Source organism: Hydrogenophilus thiooxidans, assembly GCF_019049855.1.
GTDB classification, from domain to species: Bacteria; Pseudomonadota; Gammaproteobacteria; order Burkholderiales; family Rhodocyclaceae; genus Hydrogenophilus; species Hydrogenophilus thiooxidans.
Window position 1 is genome coordinate 59,142 of record NZ_JAHLSY010000008.1, and the last position, 24,291, is coordinate 83,432.

At 62.3% G+C, this 24,291-nt stretch carries 26 protein-coding genes; 18 read left to right on the forward strand and 8 right to left on the reverse strand.

The features are described from left to right. The first annotated feature begins 12 nt into the window (after positions 1 to 12). The 14 genes from nfo to KUL93_RS05630 all read left to right on the forward strand — a co-directional run bounded on the left by nfo (position 13) and on the right by KUL93_RS05630 (position 12,131). Positions 13 to 873 carry a deoxyribonuclease IV gene (nfo, locus tag KUL93_RS05565; protein ID WP_217126093.1) on the forward strand — a complete coding sequence of 287 codons (861 nt, stop codon included), beginning with the start codon at positions 13 to 15 and terminating at the stop codon, positions 871 to 873. A gap of 39 nt (positions 874 to 912) precedes the next feature. Further along, the gene (mnmG, locus tag KUL93_RS05570; protein ID WP_217126094.1) at positions 913 to 2,841 is read left to right on the forward strand and encodes a tRNA uridine-5-carboxymethylaminomethyl(34) synthesis enzyme MnmG; all 1,929 of its coding nucleotides are present in this window, start codon (positions 913 to 915) and stop codon (positions 2,839 to 2,841) included. Beyond that, a complete protein-coding gene (gene rsmG / locus KUL93_RS05575) occupies positions 2,838 to 3,488 on the forward strand; it encodes a 16S rRNA (guanine(527)-N(7))-methyltransferase RsmG (protein ID WP_217126095.1) in 651 nt (216 codons plus the stop codon). Before mnmG ends, rsmG begins: the two co-directional genes overlap by 4 nt. 2 nt (positions 3,489 to 3,490) lie before the next feature. Continuing rightward, positions 3,491 to 4,294, forward strand: coding sequence for a ParA family protein (locus KUL93_RS05580; RefSeq protein ID WP_217126096.1), 804 nt, complete (start codon positions 3,491 to 3,493; stop codon positions 4,292 to 4,294). Continuing rightward, a complete protein-coding gene (locus tag KUL93_RS05585) occupies positions 4,291 to 5,187 on the forward strand; it encodes a ParB/RepB/Spo0J family partition protein (RefSeq protein WP_217126097.1) in 897 nt (298 codons plus the stop codon). Before KUL93_RS05580 ends, KUL93_RS05585 begins: the two co-directional genes overlap by 4 nt. 52 nt (positions 5,188 to 5,239) lie before the next feature. Next, the gene (locus KUL93_RS05590) at positions 5,240 to 5,623 is read left to right on the forward strand and encodes an ATP synthase subunit I (protein WP_217126098.1); all 384 of its coding nucleotides are present in this window, start codon (positions 5,240 to 5,242) and stop codon (positions 5,621 to 5,623) included. Continuing rightward, positions 5,589 to 6,440: a F0F1 ATP synthase subunit A gene (atpB, locus tag KUL93_RS05595; RefSeq protein WP_217126099.1), complete on the forward strand. Its 852-nt coding sequence runs from the start codon at positions 5,589 to 5,591 to the stop codon at positions 6,438 to 6,440. Before KUL93_RS05590 ends, atpB begins: the two co-directional genes overlap by 35 nt. 65 nt (positions 6,441 to 6,505) lie before the next feature. Next, positions 6,506 to 6,751, forward strand: coding sequence for a F0F1 ATP synthase subunit C (gene atpE, locus KUL93_RS05600; protein ID WP_217126100.1), 246 nt, complete (start codon positions 6,506 to 6,508; stop codon positions 6,749 to 6,751). A gap of 40 nt (positions 6,752 to 6,791) precedes the next feature. Then, positions 6,792 to 7,265 (forward strand): F0F1 ATP synthase subunit B, encoded by a 474-nt coding sequence (locus tag KUL93_RS05605; protein ID WP_217126101.1) that lies wholly within the window; start codon positions 6,792 to 6,794, stop codon positions 7,263 to 7,265. A 2-nt stretch (positions 7,266 to 7,267) separates the two neighbouring features. After that, positions 7,268 to 7,810, forward strand: coding sequence for a F0F1 ATP synthase subunit delta (locus KUL93_RS05610; RefSeq protein ID WP_217126102.1), 543 nt, complete (start codon positions 7,268 to 7,270; stop codon positions 7,808 to 7,810). A gap of 9 nt (positions 7,811 to 7,819) precedes the next feature. Further along, positions 7,820 to 9,358 carry a F0F1 ATP synthase subunit alpha gene (gene atpA / locus KUL93_RS05615; protein ID WP_217126103.1) on the forward strand — a complete coding sequence of 513 codons (1,539 nt, stop codon included), beginning with the start codon at positions 7,820 to 7,822 and terminating at the stop codon, positions 9,356 to 9,358. A 25-nt stretch (positions 9,359 to 9,383) separates the two neighbouring features. After that, on the forward strand, positions 9,384 to 10,256 hold the full coding sequence (gene atpG, locus KUL93_RS05620; protein WP_217126104.1) for a F0F1 ATP synthase subunit gamma: 873 nt from the start codon (positions 9,384 to 9,386) through the stop codon (positions 10,254 to 10,256). A gap of 24 nt (positions 10,257 to 10,280) precedes the next feature. Then, positions 10,281 to 11,678, forward strand: coding sequence for a F0F1 ATP synthase subunit beta (gene atpD / locus KUL93_RS05625; RefSeq protein ID WP_217126105.1), 1,398 nt, complete (start codon positions 10,281 to 10,283; stop codon positions 11,676 to 11,678). A gap of 15 nt (positions 11,679 to 11,693) precedes the next feature. Further along, positions 11,694 to 12,131, forward strand: coding sequence for a F0F1 ATP synthase subunit epsilon (locus KUL93_RS05630; RefSeq protein ID WP_217126106.1), 438 nt, complete (start codon positions 11,694 to 11,696; stop codon positions 12,129 to 12,131). Positions 12,132 to 12,200: 69 nt separating this feature from the next. Here the strand turns inward: KUL93_RS05630 and KUL93_RS05635 are convergent, their stop codons facing one another. From KUL93_RS05635 to KUL93_RS05645, 3 genes are read right to left on the reverse strand one after another with little or no spacing between them, the layout of a single operon-like run. Further along, positions 12,201 to 13,094, reverse strand: coding sequence for a Tim44 domain-containing protein (locus tag KUL93_RS05635; RefSeq protein WP_217126107.1), 894 nt, complete (start codon positions 13,092 to 13,094; stop codon positions 12,201 to 12,203). 28 nt (positions 13,095 to 13,122) lie between these two features. Beyond that, positions 13,123 to 13,857, reverse strand: coding sequence for a bifunctional demethylmenaquinone methyltransferase/2-methoxy-6-polyprenyl-1,4-benzoquinol methylase UbiE (ubiE, locus tag KUL93_RS05640; RefSeq protein WP_217126108.1), 735 nt, complete (start codon positions 13,855 to 13,857; stop codon positions 13,123 to 13,125). Then, positions 13,854 to 14,294 carry a gamma-butyrobetaine hydroxylase family protein gene (locus tag KUL93_RS05645; protein ID WP_217126109.1) on the reverse strand — a complete coding sequence of 147 codons (441 nt, stop codon included), beginning with the start codon at positions 14,292 to 14,294 and terminating at the stop codon, positions 13,854 to 13,856. The genes ubiE and KUL93_RS05645 overlap by 4 nt, the downstream gene beginning before the upstream one ends. A 123-nt stretch (positions 14,295 to 14,417) precedes the next feature. On the opposite strand from KUL93_RS05645, the gene phoB reads away from it, so the two are divergent. Together phoB and KUL93_RS05655 are read left to right on the forward strand one after the other, a co-directional pair. After that, entirely contained in the window at positions 14,418 to 15,125 is a 708-nt protein-coding gene (gene phoB, locus KUL93_RS05650; protein WP_217126110.1) for a phosphate regulon transcriptional regulator PhoB, read from the forward strand. A gap of 3 nt (positions 15,126 to 15,128) precedes the next feature. Further along, positions 15,129 to 16,412, forward strand: coding sequence for a sensor histidine kinase (locus KUL93_RS05655; protein ID WP_217126111.1), 1,284 nt, complete (start codon positions 15,129 to 15,131; stop codon positions 16,410 to 16,412). Here KUL93_RS05655 and KUL93_RS05660 read toward each other — a convergent pair. The 5 genes from KUL93_RS05660 to gatC all read right to left on the reverse strand — a co-directional run bounded on the left by KUL93_RS05660 (position 16,382) and on the right by gatC (position 22,301). Beyond that, on the reverse strand, positions 16,382 to 17,929 hold the full coding sequence (locus KUL93_RS05660; RefSeq protein ID WP_488165575.1) for a hypothetical protein: 1,548 nt from the start codon (positions 17,927 to 17,929) through the stop codon (positions 16,382 to 16,384). The two genes, KUL93_RS05655 and KUL93_RS05660, sit on opposite strands and share 31 nt — an antisense overlap. A gap of 2 nt (positions 17,930 to 17,931) precedes the next feature. Continuing rightward, positions 17,932 to 18,987: a YeeE/YedE family protein gene (locus tag KUL93_RS05665; protein WP_217126113.1), complete on the reverse strand. Its 1,056-nt coding sequence runs from the start codon at positions 18,985 to 18,987 to the stop codon at positions 17,932 to 17,934. 71 nt (positions 18,988 to 19,058) lie between these two features. Further along, a complete protein-coding gene (gene gatB, locus KUL93_RS05670) occupies positions 19,059 to 20,519 on the reverse strand; it encodes an Asp-tRNA(Asn)/Glu-tRNA(Gln) amidotransferase subunit GatB (protein ID WP_217126114.1) in 1,461 nt (486 codons plus the stop codon). 13 nt (positions 20,520 to 20,532) lie between these two features. After that, the gene (gene gatA / locus KUL93_RS05675; RefSeq protein WP_217126115.1) at positions 20,533 to 22,014 is read right to left on the reverse strand and encodes an Asp-tRNA(Asn)/Glu-tRNA(Gln) amidotransferase subunit GatA; all 1,482 of its coding nucleotides are present in this window, start codon (positions 22,012 to 22,014) and stop codon (positions 20,533 to 20,535) included. Then, complete coding sequence (gene gatC, locus KUL93_RS05680; RefSeq protein ID WP_217126116.1) at positions 22,011 to 22,301, reverse strand: Asp-tRNA(Asn)/Glu-tRNA(Gln) amidotransferase subunit GatC; 291 nt, start codon at positions 22,299 to 22,301, stop codon at positions 22,011 to 22,013. The genes gatA and gatC overlap by 4 nt, the downstream gene beginning before the upstream one ends. A gap of 101 nt (positions 22,302 to 22,402) precedes the next feature. On the opposite strand from gatC, the gene KUL93_RS05685 reads away from it, so the two are divergent. Beyond that, positions 22,403 to 23,443 carry a rod shape-determining protein gene (locus KUL93_RS05685; RefSeq protein WP_217126117.1) on the forward strand — a complete coding sequence of 347 codons (1,041 nt, stop codon included), beginning with the start codon at positions 22,403 to 22,405 and terminating at the stop codon, positions 23,441 to 23,443. Next, the gene (gene mreC, locus KUL93_RS05690) at positions 23,440 to 24,291 is read left to right on the forward strand and encodes a rod shape-determining protein MreC (protein WP_217126118.1); all 852 of its coding nucleotides are present in this window, start codon (positions 23,440 to 23,442) and stop codon (positions 24,289 to 24,291) included. The genes KUL93_RS05685 and mreC overlap by 4 nt, the downstream gene beginning before the upstream one ends.

Sequence of the window (24,291 nt, forward strand, 5' to 3'; positions counted from 1 at the left end):
GCGAGGACGGTTATGGCGAAATATGTGGGTGCGCACGTGAGTGCGGCAGGCGGGGTAGAAAATGCACCGCTCAACGCCGCAGCGATCGGGGCGAAAGCTTTTGCTCTTTTTACCAAGAATCAACGCCAGTGGGTGGCCAAACCCTTAAGCGAACGCAGTATCGCGGCGTTTCGTGCCAACCTCGAACGGGTGGGGATTCGCCCCGAGCATGTCTTGCCGCACGATAGTTACCTCATCAATTTGGGCCACCCCGAACCCGAGGGGTTGGCGAAATCGCGTGCTGCGTTCGTCGATGAGATGCAGCGTTGCGCACAACTGGGCCTGCGCTATCTCAATTTTCACCCTGGGGCGCACCTGGGCAAAATCAGTGAGACGGAATGTTTGGCGCGGGTGGCGGAGTCGATCGATCTCGCGCTCGACGCAGTGCCGGAGGTGGTCGCCGTGATCGAAATTACCGCCGGACAAGGGAGTAACGTCGGCTACTCCTTTGAGCACCTTGCTCAGATCATCGATCGGGTTCAGGACAAAGCGCGGGTCGGGGTTTGTCTCGACACCTGTCACATGTTCGCAGCGGGGTACGACTTGCGTACCTGGGAAGCGTGCGACGCCGTCTTCACCGAATTCGATCGGACCGTGGGGTTTCGTTATCTGCGCGGGATGCACTTGAACGGTTCGAAGGCCAAACTCGGAAGCCGGGTTGACCGCCACCACGCGCTGGAACAAGGCGAACTGGGGCTCGAAGTTTTTCGCTACATCATGAACGACCCCCGTTTCGACGACATCCCCATGGTGTTGGAGACGATCGACGAGTCGCTCTGGCCCGAGGAGATTCGACTGCTCTACCGACTTCAGGAGTCTGCGGGCTTGTCGTGATAAAATAATCTGTTTTTCGAAAGCCTTAGCGAAAACACCATGCACTTTCCCGATCGCTTCGACGTCATCGTCGTCGGCGGTGGCCATGCCGGAACCGAGGCGGCGCTCGCGGCTGCGCGGCGCGGCGCGAAGACGTTGCTGCTTACCCACAACCTCGACACACTGGGGCAGATGAGCTGCAATCCGTCGATCGGTGGTATCGGCAAAGGCCATCTCGTCAAAGAGGTCGACGCACTCGGTGGCGCGATGGCGCTGGCTACCGACGAAGCTGGGATTCAGTTCCGCACGTTGAATGCGAGCAAAGGCCCTGCAGTGCGTGCCACACGAGCGCAAGCGGATCGGGTGCTTTATAAGAAGGCGATTCGCAAGCGGCTCGAAAACCAACCCAATCTGTGGTTGTTCCAGCAGGCGGTCGACGACATCGTGCTGGCGGGCGACGCGGTTGCCGGGGTCGTGACGCAACTGGGGATCCGGTTCGACGCGCGCGCCGTAGTCTTGACCACTGGAACCTTTTTGAACGGATTGATTCACGTCGGTTTGCAGCACTACGCGGCGGGGCGTGCGGGGGATCCGCCAGCGATCGCGCTGGCTGCGCGTTTGGCCGAATTGGGTCTGCCGAAAGGGCGATTGAAAACGGGAACCCCGGCGCGGCTCGACGCGCGCACGATCGATTTCAGCAAGTGTCAAGTCCAACCGGGTGACGACCCAGAGCCGGTCTTCAGTTTTATGGGCAGCCGGGCGATGCACCCCAAACAACTGCCCTGCTGGATCACGCGGACCAACGAACGCACGCACGAAATCATTCGCGCCAATCTCGACCGTTCGCCGATGTATTCTGGGGTGATCGAAGGGATCGGTCCGCGCTACTGCCCGTCGATCGAAGACAAGATTCACCGTTTCGCCGACAAAACCGGCCACAACGTCTTCTTGGAGCCCGAGGGGCTGGAGACGAACGAGATCTACCCGAACGGCGTGTCGACGTCGCTGCCGTTCGACGTGCAGTATGCGTTCCTGCGCACCATCCCCGGGCTGGAAAACGTCCATATCCTGCGCCCGGGGTACGCGATCGAATACGACTTTTACAACCCGACGCACCTCAAGGCGACGCTCGAAACCAAGCACTTCCACGGACTCTTCTTCGCCGGTCAGATCAACGGCACCACGGGTTACGAAGAGGCCGCGGCGCAAGGGCTCTACGCGGGCGCCAATGCAGCCGCCTACGCGCTCGAGCTGGAACCGCTGTTGCTGACCCGTGACCAAGCCTACTTGGCGGTGCTCGTCGATGATCTGATCACCCGTGGGGTTACCGAGCCGTACCGGATGTTCACGTCGCGTGCCGAATTCCGGTTGCAGCTGCGCGAAGACAATGCCGACCTGCGCCTCACCGAGATCGGCCGACGGCTGGGGCTTGTCGATGATGCGCGCTGGGAAGCCTTTTGCCGCAAACGGGAGGCGATCGAACGTGAAGTGGCGCGATTGAAGGCGACGTGGTTCGTGCCTTCGCGCGACGCCGAGCGCGTTGCACAACACCTGGGAGAGCCGCTTACCAAAGAGGCGACTGCGTTCGATCTGCTGCGGCGTCCGAACGTTCGCTACACCGCGCTTGTGCCGCTATTACCATCAGCAGGCGAAGCGGCTGGGGCTGACACTCCCATCGAGGCGCTCTCGGAAGGCGTGATCGAACAGGTGGAGATCGCCGCCAAGTATGCCGGATATCTGGAGCGGCAAGCGGTCGAGGTGGCGCGCCTCAAAGCCGCTGAAGCCGTCCGCATCCCCGACGGGTTCGACTACGATTCGGTGCCTGGGCTTTCGGCCGAAATTCGCCAAAAACTTGCGGCGCAGCGGCCCGAAACACTCGGGCAGGCGAGCCGCATTCCCGGTGTGACGCCAGCGGCGATCTCGATCCTCCTCGTGTGGTTGCGGCGCAACGGATGGGTCCGCGACGACCGTGACGAGGTCAACGGATGAACGACGCGCAAGCCCGAACGTTGCTCGCAGACGGCGTTGCGATCCTCCTTCCTGACGCTCCGGCGACGTTGGTCGATCGGCTGTGGCGCTACGTGACGCTGCTCTTGAAGTGGCGGCGTGCGTACAATCTGACCGCGATCACCGCGCCAGAAGCGATCGTGACCCACCACATCCTCGATGCGCTGACGCTTTGGCCGTTCGTCGCCAATGCCCCGCGGTTGCTCGATGTCGGCAGCGGTGCGGGGCTACCCGCGGTTCCGTTGGCGCTTGCCGCCGAAGCGCTCAACGCGCCGCTTGTGGAAGTGGTTGCGCTCGATGCCGTCCGCAAAAAAGCGGCGTTCGTGCAGCAATGTGCGATCGAACTGGCGATGCCGCGTGTGACGGTGGTGTCTGCGCGGGTCGAAACGTGGCAGTCGCTAGCCCCCTTCCCGGCGATCACCGCACGGGCGTTTGCCGCGCTTGCCGAGTTCGTGACGTGCACGCGCCGCCACCTCGCGCCCCATGGGCGCTGGTTCGCGATGAAGGGGGCCGAATGGGGCGAAGAGCTTGCAGCGCTCCCCGAAGGGGTCCGTGTGGTGGCGACAACACCGGTCACCGTACCCTTTCTCGATGCCCGCCGAACGGTCGTGGTTTTGGAGGAGGCGTGACGATGGGCTATGTCTTTTGTGTCACCAATCAAAAAGGGGGGGTTGGCAAAACCACGACTGCAGTCAATCTGGCTGCGGCGCTCGCCCGGCAAGGGCGCAGGGCGCTTCTGATCGACCTCGACCCGCAGGGCAACGCGACGATGGGAAGCGGGATCGACAAGCTGGCGCTCACCGAGTCGGTCTATCCGCTGCTCTTGGGGCTGACGACATTACCGCGTGCCCGCGTCCGCGCGGAACAAGCAGGGTACGACGTCGTGGGGGCGAACCGAGAGCTTGCTGGCGCCGAAGTCGAGCTCGTCGAACTGCCCCGCCGCGAATACCGCTTGGCAGATGCAATCGCCCCTTGGGTCGCGCACTACGACCTTGTCCTCATCGATTGCCCGCCGTCGTTGTCGCTCTTGACCCTCAACGCGCTGTGCGCGGCACACGGCGTGATCATTCCGATGCAGTGTGAATATTTCGCGCTCGAAGGGCTTTCGGATCTTGCCAATACCATCAAACGGGTGCGCAGCGGCTTGAATCCCAAGCTCGAGATCATCGGTTTGCTGCGGGTGATGTTCGACCCGCGGGTGACGCTGCAACAGCAGGTATCCGAAGAGTTGGCGCGCCACTTCGGCGAAAAAGTCTTTCAAACGGTGATTCCGCGCAACGTCCGCCTGGCAGAAGCCCCAAGCCATGGGTTGCCCGGCGTCTGTTTCGATCCGCGCTCGGCGGGGGCGAAAGCCTACCTGGCGTTCGCGGAAGAGCTCATCACCCGTTTGGGACTGGCGGAATCGTCGCCAACGGTTGGAGAATCGGTAACATGAGTCGCAGTAAGAAAGGGTTGGGGCGCGGCCTGGACGCGCTTTTGGGTGCGATGAGCAGTCAGCCGGCGCAAGGCCCTACGGCGGACGGCGGAGCGCACGTGGTCGCGCTGCCCGTCGATCAGCTCGTTCCGGGGCGCTATCAGCCGCGCAGCCGCATGGATCCTGGGTCGCTCGAAGAGTTGGCGGCGTCGATCCGGGTGCAAGGGGTGATGCAACCCGTGGTGGTGCGCCCGAACGGCGTCGGGCGCTACGAAATCATCGCGGGCGAACGGCGCTGGCGTGCAGCGCAAATGGCTGGACTCCTTCATGTGCCCTGCCTCATTCGTGACGTACCGGACGATGCCGCGTTGGCGCTCGCGTTGATCGAAAACATCCAACGGGAAAACCTCAACCCGATCGAAGAGGCGCAGGGGTTGCAACGGCTGATCGAAGAGTTCGGCATGACCCATCAGCAGGTGGCCGACGCGATCGGCCGCAGCCGCTCCGCGGTCACCAACCTCCTGCGGCTTCTGCAATTGGCCGAGCCGGTGCGCGAACTCGTGCTTGCGGGCGACCTCGAAATGGGGCATGCCCGTGCGCTGCTGCCGCTTGCTGCAGGAGATCAAGTGGCACTCGCCCATCAAGCCGTCGCGAAGGGTTGGTCGGTTCGGCAGGTAGAGCGCGCGGTGCAACAACGGTTGGCGCCGCCTGAAGCAAAACGCGTTCCCGAACGCAAAACGCCCGACTGGCTGCGTCTCGAGGAGCGGCTAGCGGAGCGGATTGGCGCGCCCGTCACCATCGAACGCAAAGGAAAAGGGCCTGGGCGACTGACGATTCGCTTCACCGACTGGGACGAACTCGACGCAGTGCTCGCACGATTGGGACTTGCCGAAGCGGTGATGCACGACGTTTGACCGTTTGCGGCAAAAAATATAGAATATAAAAGATTTGCTGGGACGAGGCGGAATGACCCTGCGCACCATCGTGTCGAGCTACTGGATCGTAGCTTTTTTTGTTGCCGCGGCTGCAGCGCTCGTGGGCGGCGTCACGGCAGGGCTTTCGGCGTTGGCCGGAGGGGTTGCCGTTGCGGTGCCGGGAAGCGTTTTCGCGTTGTTGCTCGCGATGCACGCCCGGTTTGCGCCCAGTGCGGGCTTTTTTTTGCTGGGTGAGGCAGTCAAAGTCGTTGCCAGCGTGGTGTTGCTGATTGCCGCGGTGAAAGCACTGGGTGAGCCGGTGTGGTTGGCGTTGCTTGCCGGTCTCGCGTTCACGGCGAAAGCGGGATGGTTGAGTTTTGTCTTTTCGATGAGGGGGAATCATGGCAGCTTCTGGGCAAGGCCCCACAGCCTCTGAGTACGTCATTCACCATTTGACCCATCTCAATACCTTGGGTCATCCACAGGAGTCGCTCGTCGACTTTTCCGTATTGCATCTCGACACCTTTTTCTTCGCCACGGGTTTGGGGATGCTCACCGTGTGGCTGCTCTATCGCGCTGCGCGCCACGCAACCAGTGGCGTTCCGGGGCGTTTCCAAAACTTCGTCGAAATGCTGGTCGAACTGGTCAATGAACAGGCCAAGGGGATCATTCACAATCCCGAATCGCGCAAGTTTGTCGCGCCGCTTGCGCTCACCGTGTTCGTCTGGATCTTCTGGATGAACTTCATGGATCTGTTGCCGGTCGATCTTCTGCCGCGCATCTGGGAAGGAATCTATGTCGCCGCAGGGGGGGATCCGCACCATGCCTATCTGCGCGTCGTGCCCACGGCCGACCTCAACGCAACGTTGGGGATGTCGATCGCGGTGCTGCTCATTTCGCTCTACTACAACCTCAAGATCAAAGGGGTTGGCGGCTGGGTGCATGAGCTCTTTACTGCGCCGTTTGGGAGTCACCCGCTGCTCTATCCGGTGAATTTTGCGATGCAGATCATCGAGTACATCGCGAAGACCGTTTCGCACGGGATGCGGTTGTTCGGCAACCTCTACGCCGGCGAACTCATCTTCATCCTGATCGCGATGCTGGGGGGTACCGCGACGGTCTTCGGTTTTTTGGGGCACGTGATCGCGGGCTCGATTTGGGCCATCTTCCATATTCTGATCATCGTGCTACAAGCCTTCATCTTCATGATGCTCACGCTCGTCTATATCGGCCAAGCGCACGAGTCTCACTGAGGTGAAGCACAGGGTAGGTGTGTTATCATTCAACGGTTTTTGTCATCCAACTTTGAGGAGTAATCATGGAAAGCATCGTTGGCTTTGTTGCTCTTGCGGCAGGTTTGATCATCGGTCTGGGTGCGGCAGGCGCCTGTATCGGGATCGGTATCATGGGCAGCCGCTTCCTCGAGGCATCGGCGCGTCAGCCCGAACTGATGAACACGCTGCAAACCAAGATGTTTCTGCTGGTCGGTCTCATCGACGCGGCGTTCATCATCGGTACGGGTATCGCGCTCTGGTACACGACGGCCAACCCGTTTGTCGGCTAAACGTTCGCGGCGTCCCGGGTGGGCGTGAAGGAGTGAAACTGTGAACTTAAACGCAACCCTGATCGCGCAGCTCGTCGTTTTTTTCATCCTGGGCTGGTTCACGATGAAATATGTCTGGCCGCCCTTGATGAAAGCACTCGACGAGCGCGCGGCGAAAATCGCCGAGGGGCTTGCGGCAGCGGACAAGGCCAAAACCGATCTTGCGCTGGCGGAAAAGCGGGCAGTGGAAGAGTTGCGCAAAGCGCGCGAAGAAGCGGCAGCGATGCGCAGCAATGCCGAACAGCAAGCGGCCAAATTGATCGAAGAGGCGCGCGTCGAAGCGTCTCAGATCATCAACCGTGCGCAGAGAGCGGCGGAAGAGGAGGCGCGTGCGTCGGTGCAGCGTGTTCTCCAAGAGCTCCGTGAGGAGGTCGCGCGCTTGGCCTTGGTAGGCGCAGAGCAGATTCTGCGTCGCGAAATCGACGCCAAAGCCCACGCCGAATTGATTCAGCGTTTGAAAGAGGAACTCAAGTAACCATGGCCGAGACCGCAACCATCGCACGCCCTTACGCTGAAGCGGCGTTCGCTTTGGCGAAAGAGGCGGATGCGCTCGGTCCCTGGTCGCAAGCATTGCATGCGCTCGCTGAAGTGGTCGCGGTCGCTACCGTCCGGACCACTTTGGCCGATCCGCGCGTCGATGATACCGCCAAATCGGATCTGATCACGGCGCTCGTGGAAAAAGCAGCGTCTCTGCCGGATGGGTTCGCGAATTTCGTCCGGCTGCTGGTCGAAAACGATCGTGTCGCGGTAGTTGCGTCGATTGCCGAACAATTCGAAGCAAAGCGCTTGGCGTTCGAAGGGCGGTTGCACGCCGTCGTCACCAGCGCATTTGAATTGACCGACGCGCAACGTAAGCAGATCCAAGCCGATCTCGAAGCCTACTATGGCAAGCCGGTCGAAATCGAAGTGCGAATCGACCCCGAACTCATCGGCGGCGTGAAGATCGCGGTGGGCGACGACGTAATCGACGCGTCCGTGCGTAGCAAGCTTGCGAAGATGGCCGCAGCGCTCAAAATTTAGGAGTGATCCATGCAACTCAGTCCGTCTGAAATCAGTGATCTGATCAAGAGCCGGATCAAAAATCTCGAATTGTCGGCTGCCGTTCAGAACGAAGGGGTGATCGTCTCGGTGGCGGACGGCATCGCACGCATTCACGGACTCACCGGTGCGATGCAAGGGGAGATGCTCGAATTTCCGGGGAACACCTACGGTCTGGCGCTCAACCTCGAGCGCGATTCCGTCGGCGCGGTGATCCTGGGCAACTACGAACACATCTCCGAAGGGGATACGGTCAAAGCAACCGGCCGCATCCTGGAAGTGCCGGTCGGTCCCGAACTCCTTGGCCGCGTGGTGAACGCCCTGGGACAGCCGATCGACGGCAAAGGACCGATCGAAGCGAAACGGACCGACAAGATCGAAAAGGTCGCGCCTGGGGTGATTTGGCGCAAATCGGTCTCGCAGCCGGTGCAGACCGGTCTCAAAGCGGTCGACACCATGATTCCGATCGGTCGCGGCCAGCGGGAGTTGATCATTGGGGACCGGCAAACCGGTAAAACGGCCGTCGCGGTCGATACGATCATCAACCAGAAAGGCCAGAACATGTTCTGTATCTACGTCGCGGTCGGTCAGAAAGCCTCGACCATCGCGAACGTGGTGCGCAAGCTCGAAGAGCATGGCGCGATGGAATACACCATCGTCGTTGCCGCTTCGGCGTCGGAATCGGCAGCGATGCAATACCTGGCCCCATACGCCGGCTGCACGATGGGCGAGTATTTCCGCGATCGCGGGATGGACGCGCTCATCATTTACGACGACCTCACCAAACAGGCGTGGGCGTACCGGCAGATTTCGCTCCTGTTGCGCCGTCCGCCGGGGCGTGAGGCCTATCCGGGTGACGTCTTCTATCTCCACTCCCGTCTGCTCGAGCGTGCGGCGCGCGTCAATGAAGAATACGTGGAGCGCTTCACCAACGGCGAAGTGAAAGGCAAGACCGGGTCGCTCACCGCGTTGCCGATCATCGAAACGCAAGCGGGTGACGTCTCGGCGTTCGTTCCGACCAACGTGATCTCGATTACCGATGGTCAGATCTTCCTTGAGACCGACCTCTTCAACGCGGGGATCCGCCCGGCGGTGAACCCGGGGATTTCGGTGTCGCGTGTCGGTGGCGCGGCGCAGACCAAAATCATCAAGAAACTCTCCGGTGGGATTCGTACCGACCTCGCGCAGTATCGGGAATTGGCGGCCTTTGCGCAATTTGCCTCAGACCTCGATGAAGCAACCCGCAAGCAGCTCGAGCGGGGCCGTCGCGTCACCGAGCTCTTGAAGCAGCCGCAATACTCGCCGATGAACATCGCGCAGATGACCGTGTCGCTCTTGGCGGTGAACAACGGTTATTTCGACGCGATTCCGGTCGAACAGGTTCTTGCGTGCGAGCAGGCGCTGCATCAGCACATCGAGAGCAAATTCCCCGAAGTGATGAAGTCGATCGTCGCAACGGGGAACCTCTCGGACGAAGATCAGGCAAAGATCCTTGCGGAAATTGCGGCCTTCATGAAGACCTGGGCCTAGACGGGCGCAACGCCAAGGAGCGAACATGGCCGGAAGTAAAGAGATCCGCGGCAAGATCAAGAGCGTGCAGAACACGCGCAAGATCACCAAAGCCATGGAAATGGTCGCCGCGTCGAAAATGCGCAAAGCCCAGGAGCGGATGCGGCAAGCGCGCCCGTACGCCGAGCGGATCCGCCGCTTGGCGGGGCACTTGTCGCATGCCACCGCGTCGGAGTACCGCCACCCGTTCATGCAGGAATCGGAACGGGTCGAACGGGTGGGATTGATCGTGGTCACGACCGACAAAGGGCTCTGTGGCGCACTCAACACCAACATCCTGCGCGCAACGCTCAACGAAATGAAGCGGTGGGAGCAGGATGGGGTCAAGGAGATCCAGGTCGTCGCAATCGGCAATAAGGGCCTTGGCTTCATGCAGCGCATTGGCGCGAAGGTGGTCGCTGAACGAACCCATTTGGGGGATACGCCCCACCTCGACGTCCTGATCGGTCCGACCAAGGTGTTGCTCGACGCGTTCGAAGCGGGTGAACTCGATCGCGTCTCTATCGCCTATACCCGTTTCATCAACACGATGAAACAGGAACCGGTGATCGAGCAACTGTTGCCGCTTTCGGGAGATCGGCTCGACGTGCCCGAGCACAACTGGGACTACATCTACGAGCCGGAGGCCGAAGTCGTGGTGGACGAATTGCTTCGTCGCTATATCGAGGCGCTCGTCTATCAAGCGGTCGCCGAAAATATGGCGTCGGAGCAAAGCGCACGGATGGTTGCGATGAAAGCGGCGTCCGACAATGCGACGAACGTGATCAAAGAGCTGCAGCTGGTGTACAACAAGTCGCGTCAAGCGGCGATCACCAAAGAGCTCGCCGAAATCGTCGGCGGCGCAGCCGCGGTCAGTTGAGGACTCTCTGAAAAGGATAGAACGATGGCAACAGGTACGATCGTACAGTGCATCGGCGCGGTGATCGACATTCAATTCCCGCGCGATCAGATGCCAAAAATCTACGAAGCGCTGAAGCTGGTTGATGAGAACGACTTCGTCGAAAAGGGGCTCACGTTCGAGGTGCAGCAGCAGTTGGGGGACGGTGTCGTGCGCACCATTGCGCTCGGTGCCTCTGACGGGCTGCGCCGGGGGATGAAAGTCGAATCGACCGGCGCACCGATCACCGTCCCCGTTGGGCACGGAACGCTTGGCCGCATCATGGACGTGCTGGGGCGCCCCATCGACGAGGCGGGGCCGATTCAAACCGACGAGTTCCGCGCGATCCATCAGAAAGCCCCGAAGTTCGACGAGCTTTCGCCATCGGTCGAGCTGCTCGAGACCGGGATCAAGGTGATCGACCTCATCTGTCCGTTTGCGAAAGGGGGTAAGGTCGGCCTCTTCGGCGGTGCCGGGGTGGGCAAAACCGTCAATATGATGGAGCTCATCAACAACATTGCGAAACAGCACTCCGGTCTCTCGGTCTTTGCCGGCGTCGGTGAGCGTACCCGCGAAGGGAACGACTTCTACCATGAAATGAAGGAGTCGAACGTTCTCGACAAAGTGGCGATGGTTTTCGGGCAGATGAACGAGCCACCGGGCAACCGTCTGCGCGTTGCGCTCACCGGTCTCACGATGGCCGAGCGCTTCCGCGACGAAGGGCGCGACATCCTCTTCTTCGTCGACAACATCTACCGCTACACCCTTGCAGGTACCGAGGTCTCGGCACTGCTCGGCCGGATGCCGTCGGCGGTGGGTTACCAGCCGACGCTCGCCGAAGAGATGGGTAAACTGCAAGAGCGGATCACGTCGACGAAGGTTGGTTCGATCACCTCGATCCAGGCGGTTTACGTTCCGGCGGACGACCTGACCGACCCGTCACCGGCAACTACCTTCTTGCACCTCGACTCCACCGTGGTGCTGTCGCGCGATATCGCAGCGCTCGGAATCTACCCTGCGGTCGATCCCCTGGATTCCACCAGCCGTCAGCTCGATCCGTTGATCGTCGGGGAGGAGCACTACACCGTCGCGCGCAAAGTGCAGGCGACGTTGCAGCGCTACAAAGAGCTGCGCGACATCATCGCGATTCTGGGTATGGACGAGCTTTCGCCGGAAGACAAACTGACGGTGGCGCGGGCGCGCAAGATCCAGCGCTTCCTCTCGCAGCCGTTCCACGTCGCCGAGGTGTTTACCGGGACGCCGGGCAAATACGTTCCGCTCAAGGAGACGATCCGCGGCTTCAAGATGATCGTCGAAGGCGAATGCGACCACCTGCCCGAACAGGCCTTCTACATGGTCGGAACGATCGACGAGGCATTCGAAAAAGCCAAGAAGGTCCAATAAACAAGGGGTGGTGTCATGGCGATGACCGTACATGTCGATGTGGTGAGCGCCGAAGAAGAGCTCTTCTCCGGGCTTGCCGAAATGGTGGTTCTGCCCGGAGAAGCGGGCGAACTGGGCGTATTGCCAGGTCATGCGCCGTTGCTGACGCGAATCCGCCCGGGGACCGTTCGGATCAAGACGCCGGACCATGGCGAAGAGATCATCTTCGTTTCGGGAGGCATTCTCGAGGTGCAACCCAACTTGGTGACGGTGTTGGCCGACACTGCGGTGCGCGGCGCCGACCTGGACGAAGCGCGCGCAATCGAAGCGAAGCGCCGCGCCGAGGAGGCGCTACAAAACCGCGCTGCGGCGATCGACTACGCGAAAGCGCAAGCGGAACTTGCCGAAGCGGTGGCGCAGCTTCAGGCGATCGAGCGGATGAAAAAGCTCAAACACCGCGTGGGTGGCGCATAACCAGCCGAAACACCGAATCACGCACTCTGTGCAAAGCGCCCGAGGTAGCAACGCTGCCTCGGGCTTTTTTTACGAGGATTGGATTCCCGCCACTTTCCAACCGCCACCCGACTTCGGTTTGACCAGGTGCCAGAGCTCGGCAAACGCGGCGGGCGGAGTCGAGGGCGTTTCCCGGATCAGCCCGCTAAAACGCACCGTTGCCAGGTAGTGATCCCCTTCGTCGGTGAGGTCAAGGAGTTCTGCGGAGAGTTGCACCAGATCGGTCTGCTGGCCAGCCTCCCAAGCAGGATTGGCTTGCAGTTCAGCGAGTAACTGCGGGGTGACCACGCGTGCGATCGCAGACCAATCTTGAGCGTCGTGGGCTGCTTGCAATGCCACGAACTGCCGTTTCGCTTCGTTCAAAAAAGCTGCCTCGTCCAGTTGCGCGCGCAGCGGGTTTGCTGTAGCGGCACTGGTCTGGCCAAGCGCCGTGGTACCGGCAGCATTGGGCGACGTCTCGTCCGCCACGGTACGCCACGTCGCTTGGGTTCCTGCGCCTGCAGTGGCGTTTTCAGGGCGCATCTGTGGTGACTGCAGCCGGCGGAACAACCAAAAGAGGCCAGCCGCAACGAGCGCAAGAAGCAGGAGCGAGCCGAACGCTTCACTCAACCCGAGCGAGGAAAAGAGCCAAGCAAGACCCAATCCGGTAGCGATTCCAGCAAGGGGTCCCAACCACGACGGGCGTTTTTGCGGGGCCGTTTGCGGTGGGGGAGCAGCCGGGGCCGTAGGCCTTGCGTTTGGCGCCACTTGTGGGGCTGTGTGCGGGGTGATCTGCCGCTGCACGCCCAGGTTTTTACCACCCCCCAGACGCCCTGCCGCCGCATCGTCGCTCCACAGTGCTGCGCCAAAGGGGAGGCAGAAAACCAGCATGAGCAGCATCAGTCTACGCAGGGTCCGTACCAAGAAACGCGGGTAGGTGACCATCGGGTTCCTCCTTCTGTGAGTAGCAGGGTTACGGTTTGAAACCTCGGTGCAGCGCCACAACGCCAGCGGTCAAGTTGAAATATTCGACCGCAACGAACCCCACCCGTTCCATCATCGCGCGGAGCGTCTCCTGATCGGGGTGTACCCGGATCGATTCAGCGAGATAGCGGTAACTTTCGGCGTCGTTCGCAACGAGTTTGCCGAGCCGCGGCAGCACCTGAAAGGAGTACCAGTCGTAGAGCGGGGCAAGCGGTGCCCAGACGCGCGAAAATTCCAAAACCAACAGTCGCCCCCCCGGTTTCAGCACACGCAGCATTTCGGCAAGCGCCGTCTCTTTGTGGGTCATGTTGCGCAAGCCAAACGCAACCGAAACGCAGTCGAAGGTGTCGCTGGGAAAGGGGAGTTGCTCCGCGTCGCACTGGGCAAACGCGGGGACGACGCCCGCTTCGAGAAGCCGCGTTTTGCCGCGCACAAGCATCGCGTGGTTGATGTCGGTCATCCACACCTGGCCGGTGGGTCCAACGCGGCGCGCGAACGCCAATGCGAGATCCCCGGTGCCCGAAGCGATATCCAATACCCGGTGACCGGGACGTACGCCCGAGGTGGCGATCGTATAGTGTTTCCACAGCCGGTGAAGCCCCGCCGACATCAGATCGTTCATCAGGTCGTATTTGTCGGCGACCGAATCGAAGACCTGGGCGACCAGCCGTTTCTTTTCCGGTGCCGGAACTCGGCGGAATCCAAAGTCGGCTTGCTCGCTCATCGCCCACACCCTCCTTGTCCACAACCACAGGCATCCGAGCGGCTGGTCGCTTCGGCGAGGGGATGGGAAGGCGGTTCGCGGCTTGCGCCGACCGCATCCAGTTGGGCGAGGTAGTCGGCCCAACGCGCCGCATGGGTTTCGCCAAGTTCCCGCAGATAGACCCAGGTGTAGAGGCCGCTGTCGTGACCGTCCGAAAACGCGATCTGAAGGGCATAATGGCCTGAAGGGGTCAGCCGGTCGATTCGCACCCCTTTTTTGCCGGTCTGCAATACGGCTTGACCGGGGCCGTGTCCTTGGACTTCGGCAGACGGGCTAAAGACCCGCAGATATTCGGGCTCGAACGTGAACATGGCACCATCGGCGAACGTGATTTCGAGCTGGTTGCGCTGTTGGTGGTACACCACCGATTCGGGAATGTGACGAGGGTCGAGAGTCATGGTGCGCACGAAAGCTGGCTCAGACAATCGTTTAGCTTACCATGAATCGCACCTGGGCAGGACTCTTGCAATCGGAACGCCTTTGTCACAAAACTGTCATCTCCTTCGATTATGATCGTGCAGATGAACCCGACACGAACATTGTTGCTCGTTGAAGACGATGCCGCGATCCGGTCGCTTCTCGTGTTGCACCTGGAACAGGCGGGCTTTCGGGTCTTGGAAGCGCCCGACGTGCGCACGGCGTTACGCTGGTTGGACGAACTGTTGCCCGATATTGCGGTGATCGACTGGATGTTGCCCGACGTCGCGGGGATCACGTTGCTCGAGCGGTTGCGCCACAACGACCGCACCCGGCAGCTGCCCGTGGTGATGTTGACGGCACGCGCCGCAGAAGCCGACAAGGTTCGCGGGCTCGAAGGGGGTGCAGACGATTATGTCACCAAACCGTTCTCGCCGCGCGAACTGCTGGCGCGGATCCGTGCGGTGTTACGGCGGCGACAGCCGGAGCCGGAAGCGGGACCGGTTGCGTTCGGCGGGCTCGAACTGGTGCCCGATCGCCGTGTCGTCCGACGCGAGGGGGCGGAGCAGACGTTGGGACCGACCGAATTCCGGCTGTTGCATTTTTTCGTGACCCATCCGGAACGGGTATGGGATCGCGCCGCGTTGCTCGATCGCGTCTGGGGGGACGATGCGTTCATCGAAGAGCGTACCGTTGATGTCCATGTCCGGCGGTTGCGTTTGGCGTTGCGGCCGCTCAAGGCCGACGGCATGATCGAGACGGTGCGCGGCGCGGGGTACCGCATCACCGCGATCCCCCTCGAACCGCTGTAAGCGATGCGCCCGCGTCACGAACGTTTCGGGCTGGTGCTCGGCGCGATCGGGGTCGGCGTGGCGAGCGCCGTCGCCGGCTGGACGGGGGTAGCGATCGCGCTCGCGGCGTGGGCCGGTTGGGGATGGTGGCAGGAAAAGCGCCGTCGCTATGAGGCAGAGACGGCGTTGGCGCGGGTTGAAGCGCACCAGAGGGCATCGCGGCACGATCGCGCGCAGCAGGCGAACGACTTGACGCGGTTGCAGACGCTGCTCTCCGACGTACCCGTTGCAATCGTATGGGTGCGGTCAGGTATGGTGCAGTGGGCGAATCAGACCGCATGCACGTGGTTGGCGCTACGGCCAGCGCGCCACCTGGGGCAACCGGTGGTCTGGTTTTTGCCCGACACGACCTGTTGGTCAGAGGCGGTGCGTGCCGGCGCCAACGGCGTGACGAAGAGGGTCCAGATCGCACAGCGCACCTTCACGTGGCGGCTTTGCTGGTTTGCCCATACCGATACGCCCGATAGCGGCCTCTTGTGGATCGAGGATGCGACGGAACGCGAGCGCGTTGTGGCGATGCGCCGCGATTTCGTCGCAAACGTCTCCCATGAGCTCAGGACCCCGCTGACGGTTTTGATCGGCGCAATCGAGACGCTTGCGGAGCGCGATTTCCCGCTGGAACCGGCACAACGCAGCGAACTCATCGCCCAGTGCGCGCGGGAAGCGAAACGGATGTTGCGCCTGGTGGGCGATCTGCTGCAACTGGCGGAGCTCGAAAGCGGTGCGCCGCCTGCGTTCGATTGGCTTGCGGTAGCGGCGCTGATCGACGAAGCGGCCGAGTTGGCGTGGACGTTGGCGCCCGAAGGGCTCACCGTCGCGGTGTCGCTCCCCGATTCGCTCGCATCGGCGCAACTCAACGGTGACGAGGCGGAGTTGGCCACGGCATTACGCAATTTGGTGAGCAACGCCGTGCGCTATACCCCTGCACCGGGGACGGTGACCATCGGCGTGACGGTCGAAGGAGAAGCGTTGGCTCTTTGGGTCGACGATACGGGGATCGGCATTCCCGAAGAACACCTACCGCGGCTGACCGAACGGTTTTACCGAGTCGACCGGGCCCGCTCCCGCGCAAGCGGCGGAACCGGGTTGGGGTTGGCGATCGTCCAACAGATTGCCGAGCGGCACGGTGCGCGCCTCGTGATCACAAGCGAAGTGGGCAAAGGGAGCTGCTTTTGCCTTCTCTTTCCCCCCAAGCGGTGGCGAATCCCGGCAGGCGCTCAGAGCGGCCGGAACGCGAACCAGCAGTAGTCAAACCCCGTTTCGAGTTGCTCCGTGAGGAGGATCAGCCGCTCGTTTGGGGTTGCGTAGAGTTCCCACTGTTTGGGGAAAGGATCGTTGTGCCGAGGAACGAGGAGCGTTTCCCAAGGATCGAGCGCATCGCGTGAGCGAATCAGCAAAAACGCTGGCGACCAAGGAAAGGGTTCGGACCCGATCGGGCTCAAGGGTCTTGCCAAAAGGGGAATCACACGGTCGTAGGCAAAGCGTTGGATCCCAAGATGAAGCGCAGCATCGCGCACCAATCGCCAGCGGATGCGCGCAAGGATCCACGTTTTGGCTTCGGAAGCAGCCTGGGAGGGTTGTAACGCAACCAACTGCTGGGGAACAAAGCGATCCGGTAAAGCCCTCCCTTCGGTGAGCGGCTGCATCAATTGCCAGCCCTCTGCGCTTTTGTCCCAGATGCGGAAGCGGTTTTCTGTGCGGTCCGTTTCGATTGCGTTGTCAAAACCGTCGGCGAAAAGGGCGATGCGTTGGGTTTGCAGATAGGGAGAGCGTGTGCTTCCCGGCCGAGATTCGAACGGACGGCCGGCAAGCGCAGTGTGGATCGCTTCCCACCCCTGGATCAGACGCACCGCTTCGAGTGCGCCCAACTCGCGCCTCTGCGACCGCCTTTGGGGCGGTTGTGTCAGGAGCTGCTGCAACGCTTCCCGGGCACGCTCCACGGTGGGCTCACCCGTCGACGCCGCTTCAGTGGCTGGGGAAGCGGGCGGTTGTTGAAGCTGGTTGCGCATCGCAACGCCATCGAGGACCCAGAGGTCGCTCGTGTCAAGGGAGGTGTTCCGTCGCGGCGGCGCCCAACTGTGGAAAGAAAAGCCGAAGTGGTGGGCTTCATCGTCTGATGGCAGCCAATTCTTGGGAACGATTTGGAGATAAGCTGCGTGGCTTTCGATCAGTTCGCGAAATGCGGCAAGCTGCGGCGGCGGCGTGCGTGCCGGGTCGACGAGGAAGGTGGCAAGCACCGCCGCGACCCGCTCATGGAGTGAGGTCTTGCCGTCGCGGGTGAGGGGGTCTTCGACCCGTTTCCAGACGATCCGGCGCTCGTTCGCTGCCAGGTACAGCCGATAGAGCGCGTTCCACAGCGCTTCGGGGATCGTGTGCGCGCGCTGCCAGAACCAGTCAAAGGCGTGCTGAAGCAACCACCCCATGCGCGCAAAGGCAACGGCCAAATGGGTTCGGTAGCGGGTGTGGTTCGAAAGGCGCTGCGCGACGGTCGCGTAGAGCGCGAGCAACACGGACCAGAGCGACCAGAAACGCTCGGGGTCGCGCTGGGTGAGCGTGTGGGCGTGGCTGCGCAGCATATCGATGGTGTTGAGCAACTCCCCCCAGGCGGGTTCGCCGTCTGGGGATGCCGGACGGTGCCGCTCTGCCGTGAGGATTTGGAGAAGCTGGGTGGCGTGGTGGTGCAGTACCCCTTCAACGCCTGCGGCATCATCGGCCGCGGTCAATTCGCGTTGCAGCGTCTCATGAAAACGGGCTGCATCCCACATCGTCACGGCGTTCGCGTCGCACCGTCCACCAACCGATGGGTGACGATCCCGCCGACCCACATCGCCAACAGGGTGAGCCAAGAGGTGAGGGAAAAGAGCGACGCGCCGGTAACGCCTGCGCCTACCGCACAGCCGCCAGCCAGAATGCCGCCGAAGCCCATCAATACGGCGCCGGCAAGATACCGCTTCATCGCGTGCCCGCCCTGAAACCCTTGGAGCTCGAGTTCACGATTGTGCCATGCGGCCAAAAAAGCGCCAAGGAGTACGGCTGGAATGAAGAAAAAATCGAAGTCCAGGGGCACGGTGGCGGTAGCCAGAACGGTCATCAGGACATTCGCCGAAGGGGAGGTGAAGGTGAGGCTGCGCACGGGAACCGGGTCGAACGAGACCAGCGAGAGTTGGTAGGTGGCGATCCACGCGACGACGATTACCGCACCGGCGCCGATCGCATGTCCGATTTGGCCGCGCGGCAGCCGCGAACGAATTGCCCAGAAGATCGCTGCGGCAAGCCAAACGCCAGCGAACGCGATCGCAAAGGGGCGCCCCCAGCCCAAAATCGCGAGCAGGTCGCGCGCTGTGCCACCCGGGATCGTCCAGAGCGCGTTCAACCATTCGCGAAACGGGGCGAGGATCCCACCGGTTGCCGCCTGCGCGGTGACCGCAAAGACGAGCCCGGAAAGGAGCGACCGCAGGTTGCCGGTTCCCGCGAGGATCAGCATGCGCGACGCACAGCCACGGGTGAGGATCATGCCGGCGCCGAACATCAACCCGCCCAGGATCGCGCCGGAGAGACTGCCGACGCTGGCCAGTTGCCGAACGTTCGCGGTGTCGAACCCGCCCAAGGCGATCGCCAGTTGGGTTCCCATCACCGCCACCGAGAAGGTGATGAGCCAGACGGTGGTGCGCTGCCCCCATTGCCGTTCGGCAAATTCGATCGTCGCAGCGCGCAGGCAAAAGCGCGACCGTTGGCCGAAATAGCCGAACGCCAAACCGATGAGGGCGCCGAGCGCAGCGAGAAGATAAGGGGTTTCGAAGCGGTCGACGAGCCAAGCCCACATGGCGACACCTCCCGGAGGAAGATGTCGCCATTATCGCATACGAATATGTTAAATCGGAATAAAATAAAACGTTAAGATGCCAATGCGCGGCGGATCAATTCGGTAACCTGTTGCGGATTGGCTTTTCCTTTGGACGCTTTCATCACCGCGCCGACGATCGCGTTGAGCGCCTTCTCTTTCCCCGCCCGGTATTCGGCAACCGATTTCGGGTTGGCGGCGATCGCCTCGGTAACGAGCTGCTCCAAAAGCGCGGTGTCGTTCACCTGGCGTAGCGCCAGCGCGTCGATCAGTTCGTCTGCTGAACGGGTGTCACCGGCCCACCACGCGGCCAAGAGTTGCTTACCCCCGGTGGAGGAGAGGGTGCCGTCGCTAACGCGCGCGACCAACGCCGCGAGCTGGTGCGGGGTCACGGGGGCGCTTTCGATCGTCCGCTCCTCTTTGTTGAGCCGTCCGAGCACTTCGACGAGAAGCCAGTTGGCGCACGGTTTCGCAAGCGCTACCCCCGCTGCTTCGACGGTTGCGACGAAGAAGTCGGCGAGCGCCTTGTCGCTGACGATGAGCGCCGCGTCGTGTGCCGAGAGGCCATAGCTGGCCTCGAACCGCTCCGCAAGCGCCTGAGGGAGTTCTGGCAGTGCCGCGCGTTCGCGTGCGATCCATTCGGCAGGGATTACGAGCGGCAGTAGGTCCGGGTCGGGGAAGTAGCGGTAGTCGTGCGCCTCCTCTTTGGTGCGCATCACCCGTGTCTCCCCTTTTGTCGGGTCGAAAAGGACGGTGGCCTGTTCGATCGCGCGGCCCGATTCCAGTTGGTCGATCTGCCAGGCGATTTCGTATTCGATCGCTTGGTGGAGGAAACGGAACGAGTTGAGGTTTTTGATTTCGCGCCGCGTTCCCAGTGTGGTGGCCCCACGCGGGCGTACCGAAACGTTGGCGTCGACCCGAAACGACCCCTCTTGCAGGTTGCCGTCGCAGATGCCGATCCAGCGCACGAGCGCATGCAGCGCTTTGGCGTACGCCACCGCCTCGGCAGCGCTGTGCAACTCCGGTTCGGAGACGATCTCGAGGAGCGGCGTGCCGGCACGGTTGAGGTCGATGCCGCTCATGCCGTGGAAGTCTTCGTGCAGGCTCTTTCCTGCGTCCTCCTCGAGGTGGGCGCGGGTGAGGTGCACCGTCTTCTGGTAGGCGTTCGCGCCGTCGCCGACCCGGATGGTGAGGGCACCGCCGGAAACCACCGGCCGTTCGTACTGACTGATCTGATACCCTTTGGGGAGGTCGGGGTAGAAGTAGTTTTTGCGTGCAAAAACGCTACACGGTGCAATGGTCCCATGGACCGCGAGGCCAAAGCGAATCGCGCACGCCACCGCTTCACGGTTGAGCACCGGCAGGGTACCGGGCAACGCCGCGTCGACCCAGCTCACCTGCCGGTTGGGTTCGGCGCCGAACGCGGTTGCCGCCCCGGAAAAGATCTTGCTGCGTGTGGTGAGTTGCGTGTGAATTTCGAGTCCGATCACCGCTTCGTAACGCTTCGAGTGCATCGCTTTCGCTCCTTCACCACGCGGCAACCGGGGGCACCGCACGGTGCCAGTCGGTTGCGTTCTGGTAGGCATGGACCGCGGCGAGCAGTTTCGCTTCGCCGAAATGGGGGGCGATGAGTTGCGCGCCGATCGGCAAACCCGCGCCGTCGAATCCGCAGGGATGGGCGATGGCAGGAAGTCCGGCAAGGTTGGCGCCGATCGTGAAGACGTCGGCCAGGTACTCTTCCACCGGGTCGCTCTTTTCGCCAATCCGCCACGCGGTAGTGGGGGTGACCGGCGCGAGGATGAGGTCGCACACGGCAAAAGCGTTGCAGTAGTCGTCGCTGATCAGCCGTCGCACCTGCTGCGCTTTGCGATAGTAGGCGTCGTAGTAGCCAGCGGAGAGCACGTAGGTGCCCATGAGGATACGCCGCTTTACCTCCCAGCCGAACCCTTCGGCGCGGGTGCGGGAGTACATTGCGAAAAGGTCGTCGTCGTGCGCGGTGCGGTAGCCGTACCGGACACCGTCGTAGCGCGCAAGGTTGCTCGACGCCTCCGCAGGCGCCAAGACGTAGTAGGCGGGAATCGCCAGTTCGGCTCGGGGGAGGTCGACGTCGACGAGCGTGGCGCCAAGCTGCTCATAGCAGCGCGCTGCGGCAAGAACCGCGTCGCGAACTGCGGGTTGCAGACCGTCAGCCGCCAAGAACGCTTGCGCAACGCCGATGCGCCAGCCAGAAAGCGGCCGCTCCGTGGCAAGCGCGGCGAGCGCAGCCGCGTAGTCGGGAACGTCGACGGCCGCCGACGTGGAGTCGAGGGGATCGAACCCGGCGATCGCTTGCAAAAGGAGCGCGCAATCTTCGGCGGTGCGGGCAAAGATTCCGGCTTGGTCGAACGAGGAGGCGTAGGCGATCATCCCCCAGCGGCTTACTAAGCCGTAGGTCGGTTTCAGTCCGGTCACGCCGCAGTGCGCCGCAGGTTGGCGCACGCTTCCGCCGGTGTCGGTTCCCGTCGCCGCAGGGACGATCCCCGCTGCGACCGCTGCGGCAGAGCCGCCCGAAGAGCCGCCGGGGATGCGGTCGGTCGCCCACGGGTTGCGGCACGGACCAAAATGGCTGTGGGCGTTTGCCGATCCCATTGCGAATTCGTCGAGGTTCGTCTTGCCGATCGTCACCGCTCCTGCGGCCTTGAGGCGCGCGACGACCGTGGCGTCGAAGGGCGAGCGGTAGCCGTCGAGCATTTTCGACGCCGCGGTGGTCGGGAATTCGGTGGTGCAAAAGAGGTCTTTGTGCGCGATCGGGATCCCGGCAAGCGGCCCGGAGGCCTGGGATGCGCCAGCGAGTTCGGTCAGCCGTGCGGCGAGCGTCGCGTCGTCGGCGATCGTGATGAAGGCGTTGAGGGTAGGCTGCAATGCGTGCGCACGTTCGCAGGCTGCGCGCGCCACCGCTTCGGGAGTGGTTTTCCCTTCGGCGAAGGCGCGGCGCAATTGGCTGATGGTAAGGGGGTGCTGCGCATTCATGATTCGATGACCTTGGGAACCAGGTAGAGGCCGTTTTCGGCAAGCGGGGCCAATGCCATCAGCGCGTCGCGCCGATCGGGTTCGGTGACGGCGTCGTCACGCAGCCGTTGCGTGAGCTCCAATGGGTGCGCGAGCGGCTCGACTCCGTCGGTCGGTGCTGCTTGTAACCGATCGAGCAGCGCGAAGACGCCGTCGAGTTCGTGTGCCATCTGTTCGGCTTCGGCATCGGTGAGCGCAAGCCGCGCCAGCGCGGCCAAACGGTGAATCGCTTCGGTGGTAAACGCCATGGTTCGAACCGTGTCGTCACAATCGGAAACGCGGTAGGGTATCATATCGCATGGGCATTTGCGAAGCACGATCGGTGCTTCTTCTCGTTCGAGGAATTCTTATGTTCGGCTTTTTGCGCTCGTGGTTCTCCAACGACTTGGCGATCGATCTGGGGACGGCCAACACGTTGATCTACATGCGCGGCCGCGGCATCGTGCTCGACGAGCCGTCGGTGGTGGCGATCCGCGTCGATTCCCATACCGGAAAAAAGACGATCCAGGCGGTCGGGAAGACCGCGAAAGAGATGCTCGGAAAGACCCCAGGCAATTTGGAGGCGATCCGACCGATGAAAGATGGGGTGATCGCCGACTTCGTCGTCACCGAGCAGATGATCAAACAGTTCATCAAAAAGGTGCACGCGTCGAAATTGATCGCACCGTCGCCGCGCATCATCATCTGTGTGCCGTGCGGGTCGACGCAAGTGGAGCGGCGTGCGATTCGTGACGCCGCGCTGGCGGCGGGGGCGAGCAAGGTCTATCTGATCGAAGAGCCGATGGCCGCGGCGATCGGTGCAGGGTTGCCGGTAGCCGAACCCACCGGTTCGATGGTCGTCGATATCGGGGGCGGCACCACCGAAGTCGGCGTGATCGCGCTCGGCGGGATGGTCTACTCCGGGTCGATCCGCGTCGGCGGCGACAAGTTCGACGATGCGATCGTCAATTACATTCGCCGCAATTATGGAATGTTGATCGGCGAGTCAACGGCCGAGATGATCAAAAAAGCGATCGGCACCGCGTTTCCAACCGCCGAGGTGCTCGAGATCGAAGTGAAGGGGCGTAACCTCGCGGAAGGGATTCCGCGCGCCTTTACGGTCTCCTCGAACGAAGTGCGTGAAGCGATCCAGGAGCCGCTCAATCAGATCGTCTCTGCGGTGAAGATCGCGTTGGAACAGACCCCGCCTGAGTTGGGTGCCGATATCGCGGAGCGCGGGATCGTGCTCACGGGGGGCGGCGCGCTCCTCAAGGATATCGACCGCCTGATCCAGGAGGAGACGGGGTTACCGGTTTTCGTCGCCGACGATCCGCTGACCTGCGTCGCGCGTGGGTGCGGCGCGGCGCTCGAAAAGGTCGATCTCCTGGATACGATCTTCACCCATGAATGACCGTGGGTGATTCGGCCGCAACGCCGCTGTCGTTTCGCCGTTCGCTGTCGCTCACGACGCGCGCGTGGTTGGCTACGCTCGTTGCCGTTGCCGTGATGGTCGCCGACGCCCGCTTCGACTGGCTCACGCCGCTACGCGATGGCGTCTCGGTGCTGGTTCGGCCGTTGGTCGCTGCGGGGCAGTGGCCGTTTCGCGTTTGGGAGATGCTGGAGCGAACGACGATCGACGTCGTCGCGCTGCAAAAAGAGAACGCCGAACTGCGGCGCCAGGTGTTGACCCTTTCGGCGCAAATCTGGGAGGGCGCGGCTGCGCGGCGGGAGAACGACCGGCTGCGTGCGTTGTTGGGCTTTGCGCCCATGCCGGGGACCCGTCTGCTCCCGGCGCAGGTGCTCTACGATTCGCCCGATCCCTTTTCCCGCCGCATCGTGATCGACCGCGGCAGCAACCATGGGATTCAGCCCGGGCTTGCGGTTGCTGCCGCGAAGGGGCTGGTGGGGCAGGTGACGCGGGTACAACCGTTGGTCAGTGAAGTGACGTTGATGACGCACGAGCGCATGCGGATCCCGGTCACCGTGGCGCGCACCGGAATGCGCGGCATCTTGTGGGGGCGCGGTGAAGGGGCGCTGCAGCTGCGCGACGTGTTGGGCGAATGGTCGGTTGCGGAAGGAGACGAGGTGGTCACTTCGGGGTTGGACGGCCTCTTCCCCACTGGGTTACCGGTGGGGCGCGTGACGCGTGTCGAACATGGAGGCCAGGTAGAGCCGCTGGTCTTCGTCACGCCGTTTGAGGCTGGCGAGCGGTGGCGACAGTTGCTCGTCTTGGTGCGCGACGAAACGGTGGCGCCGTAA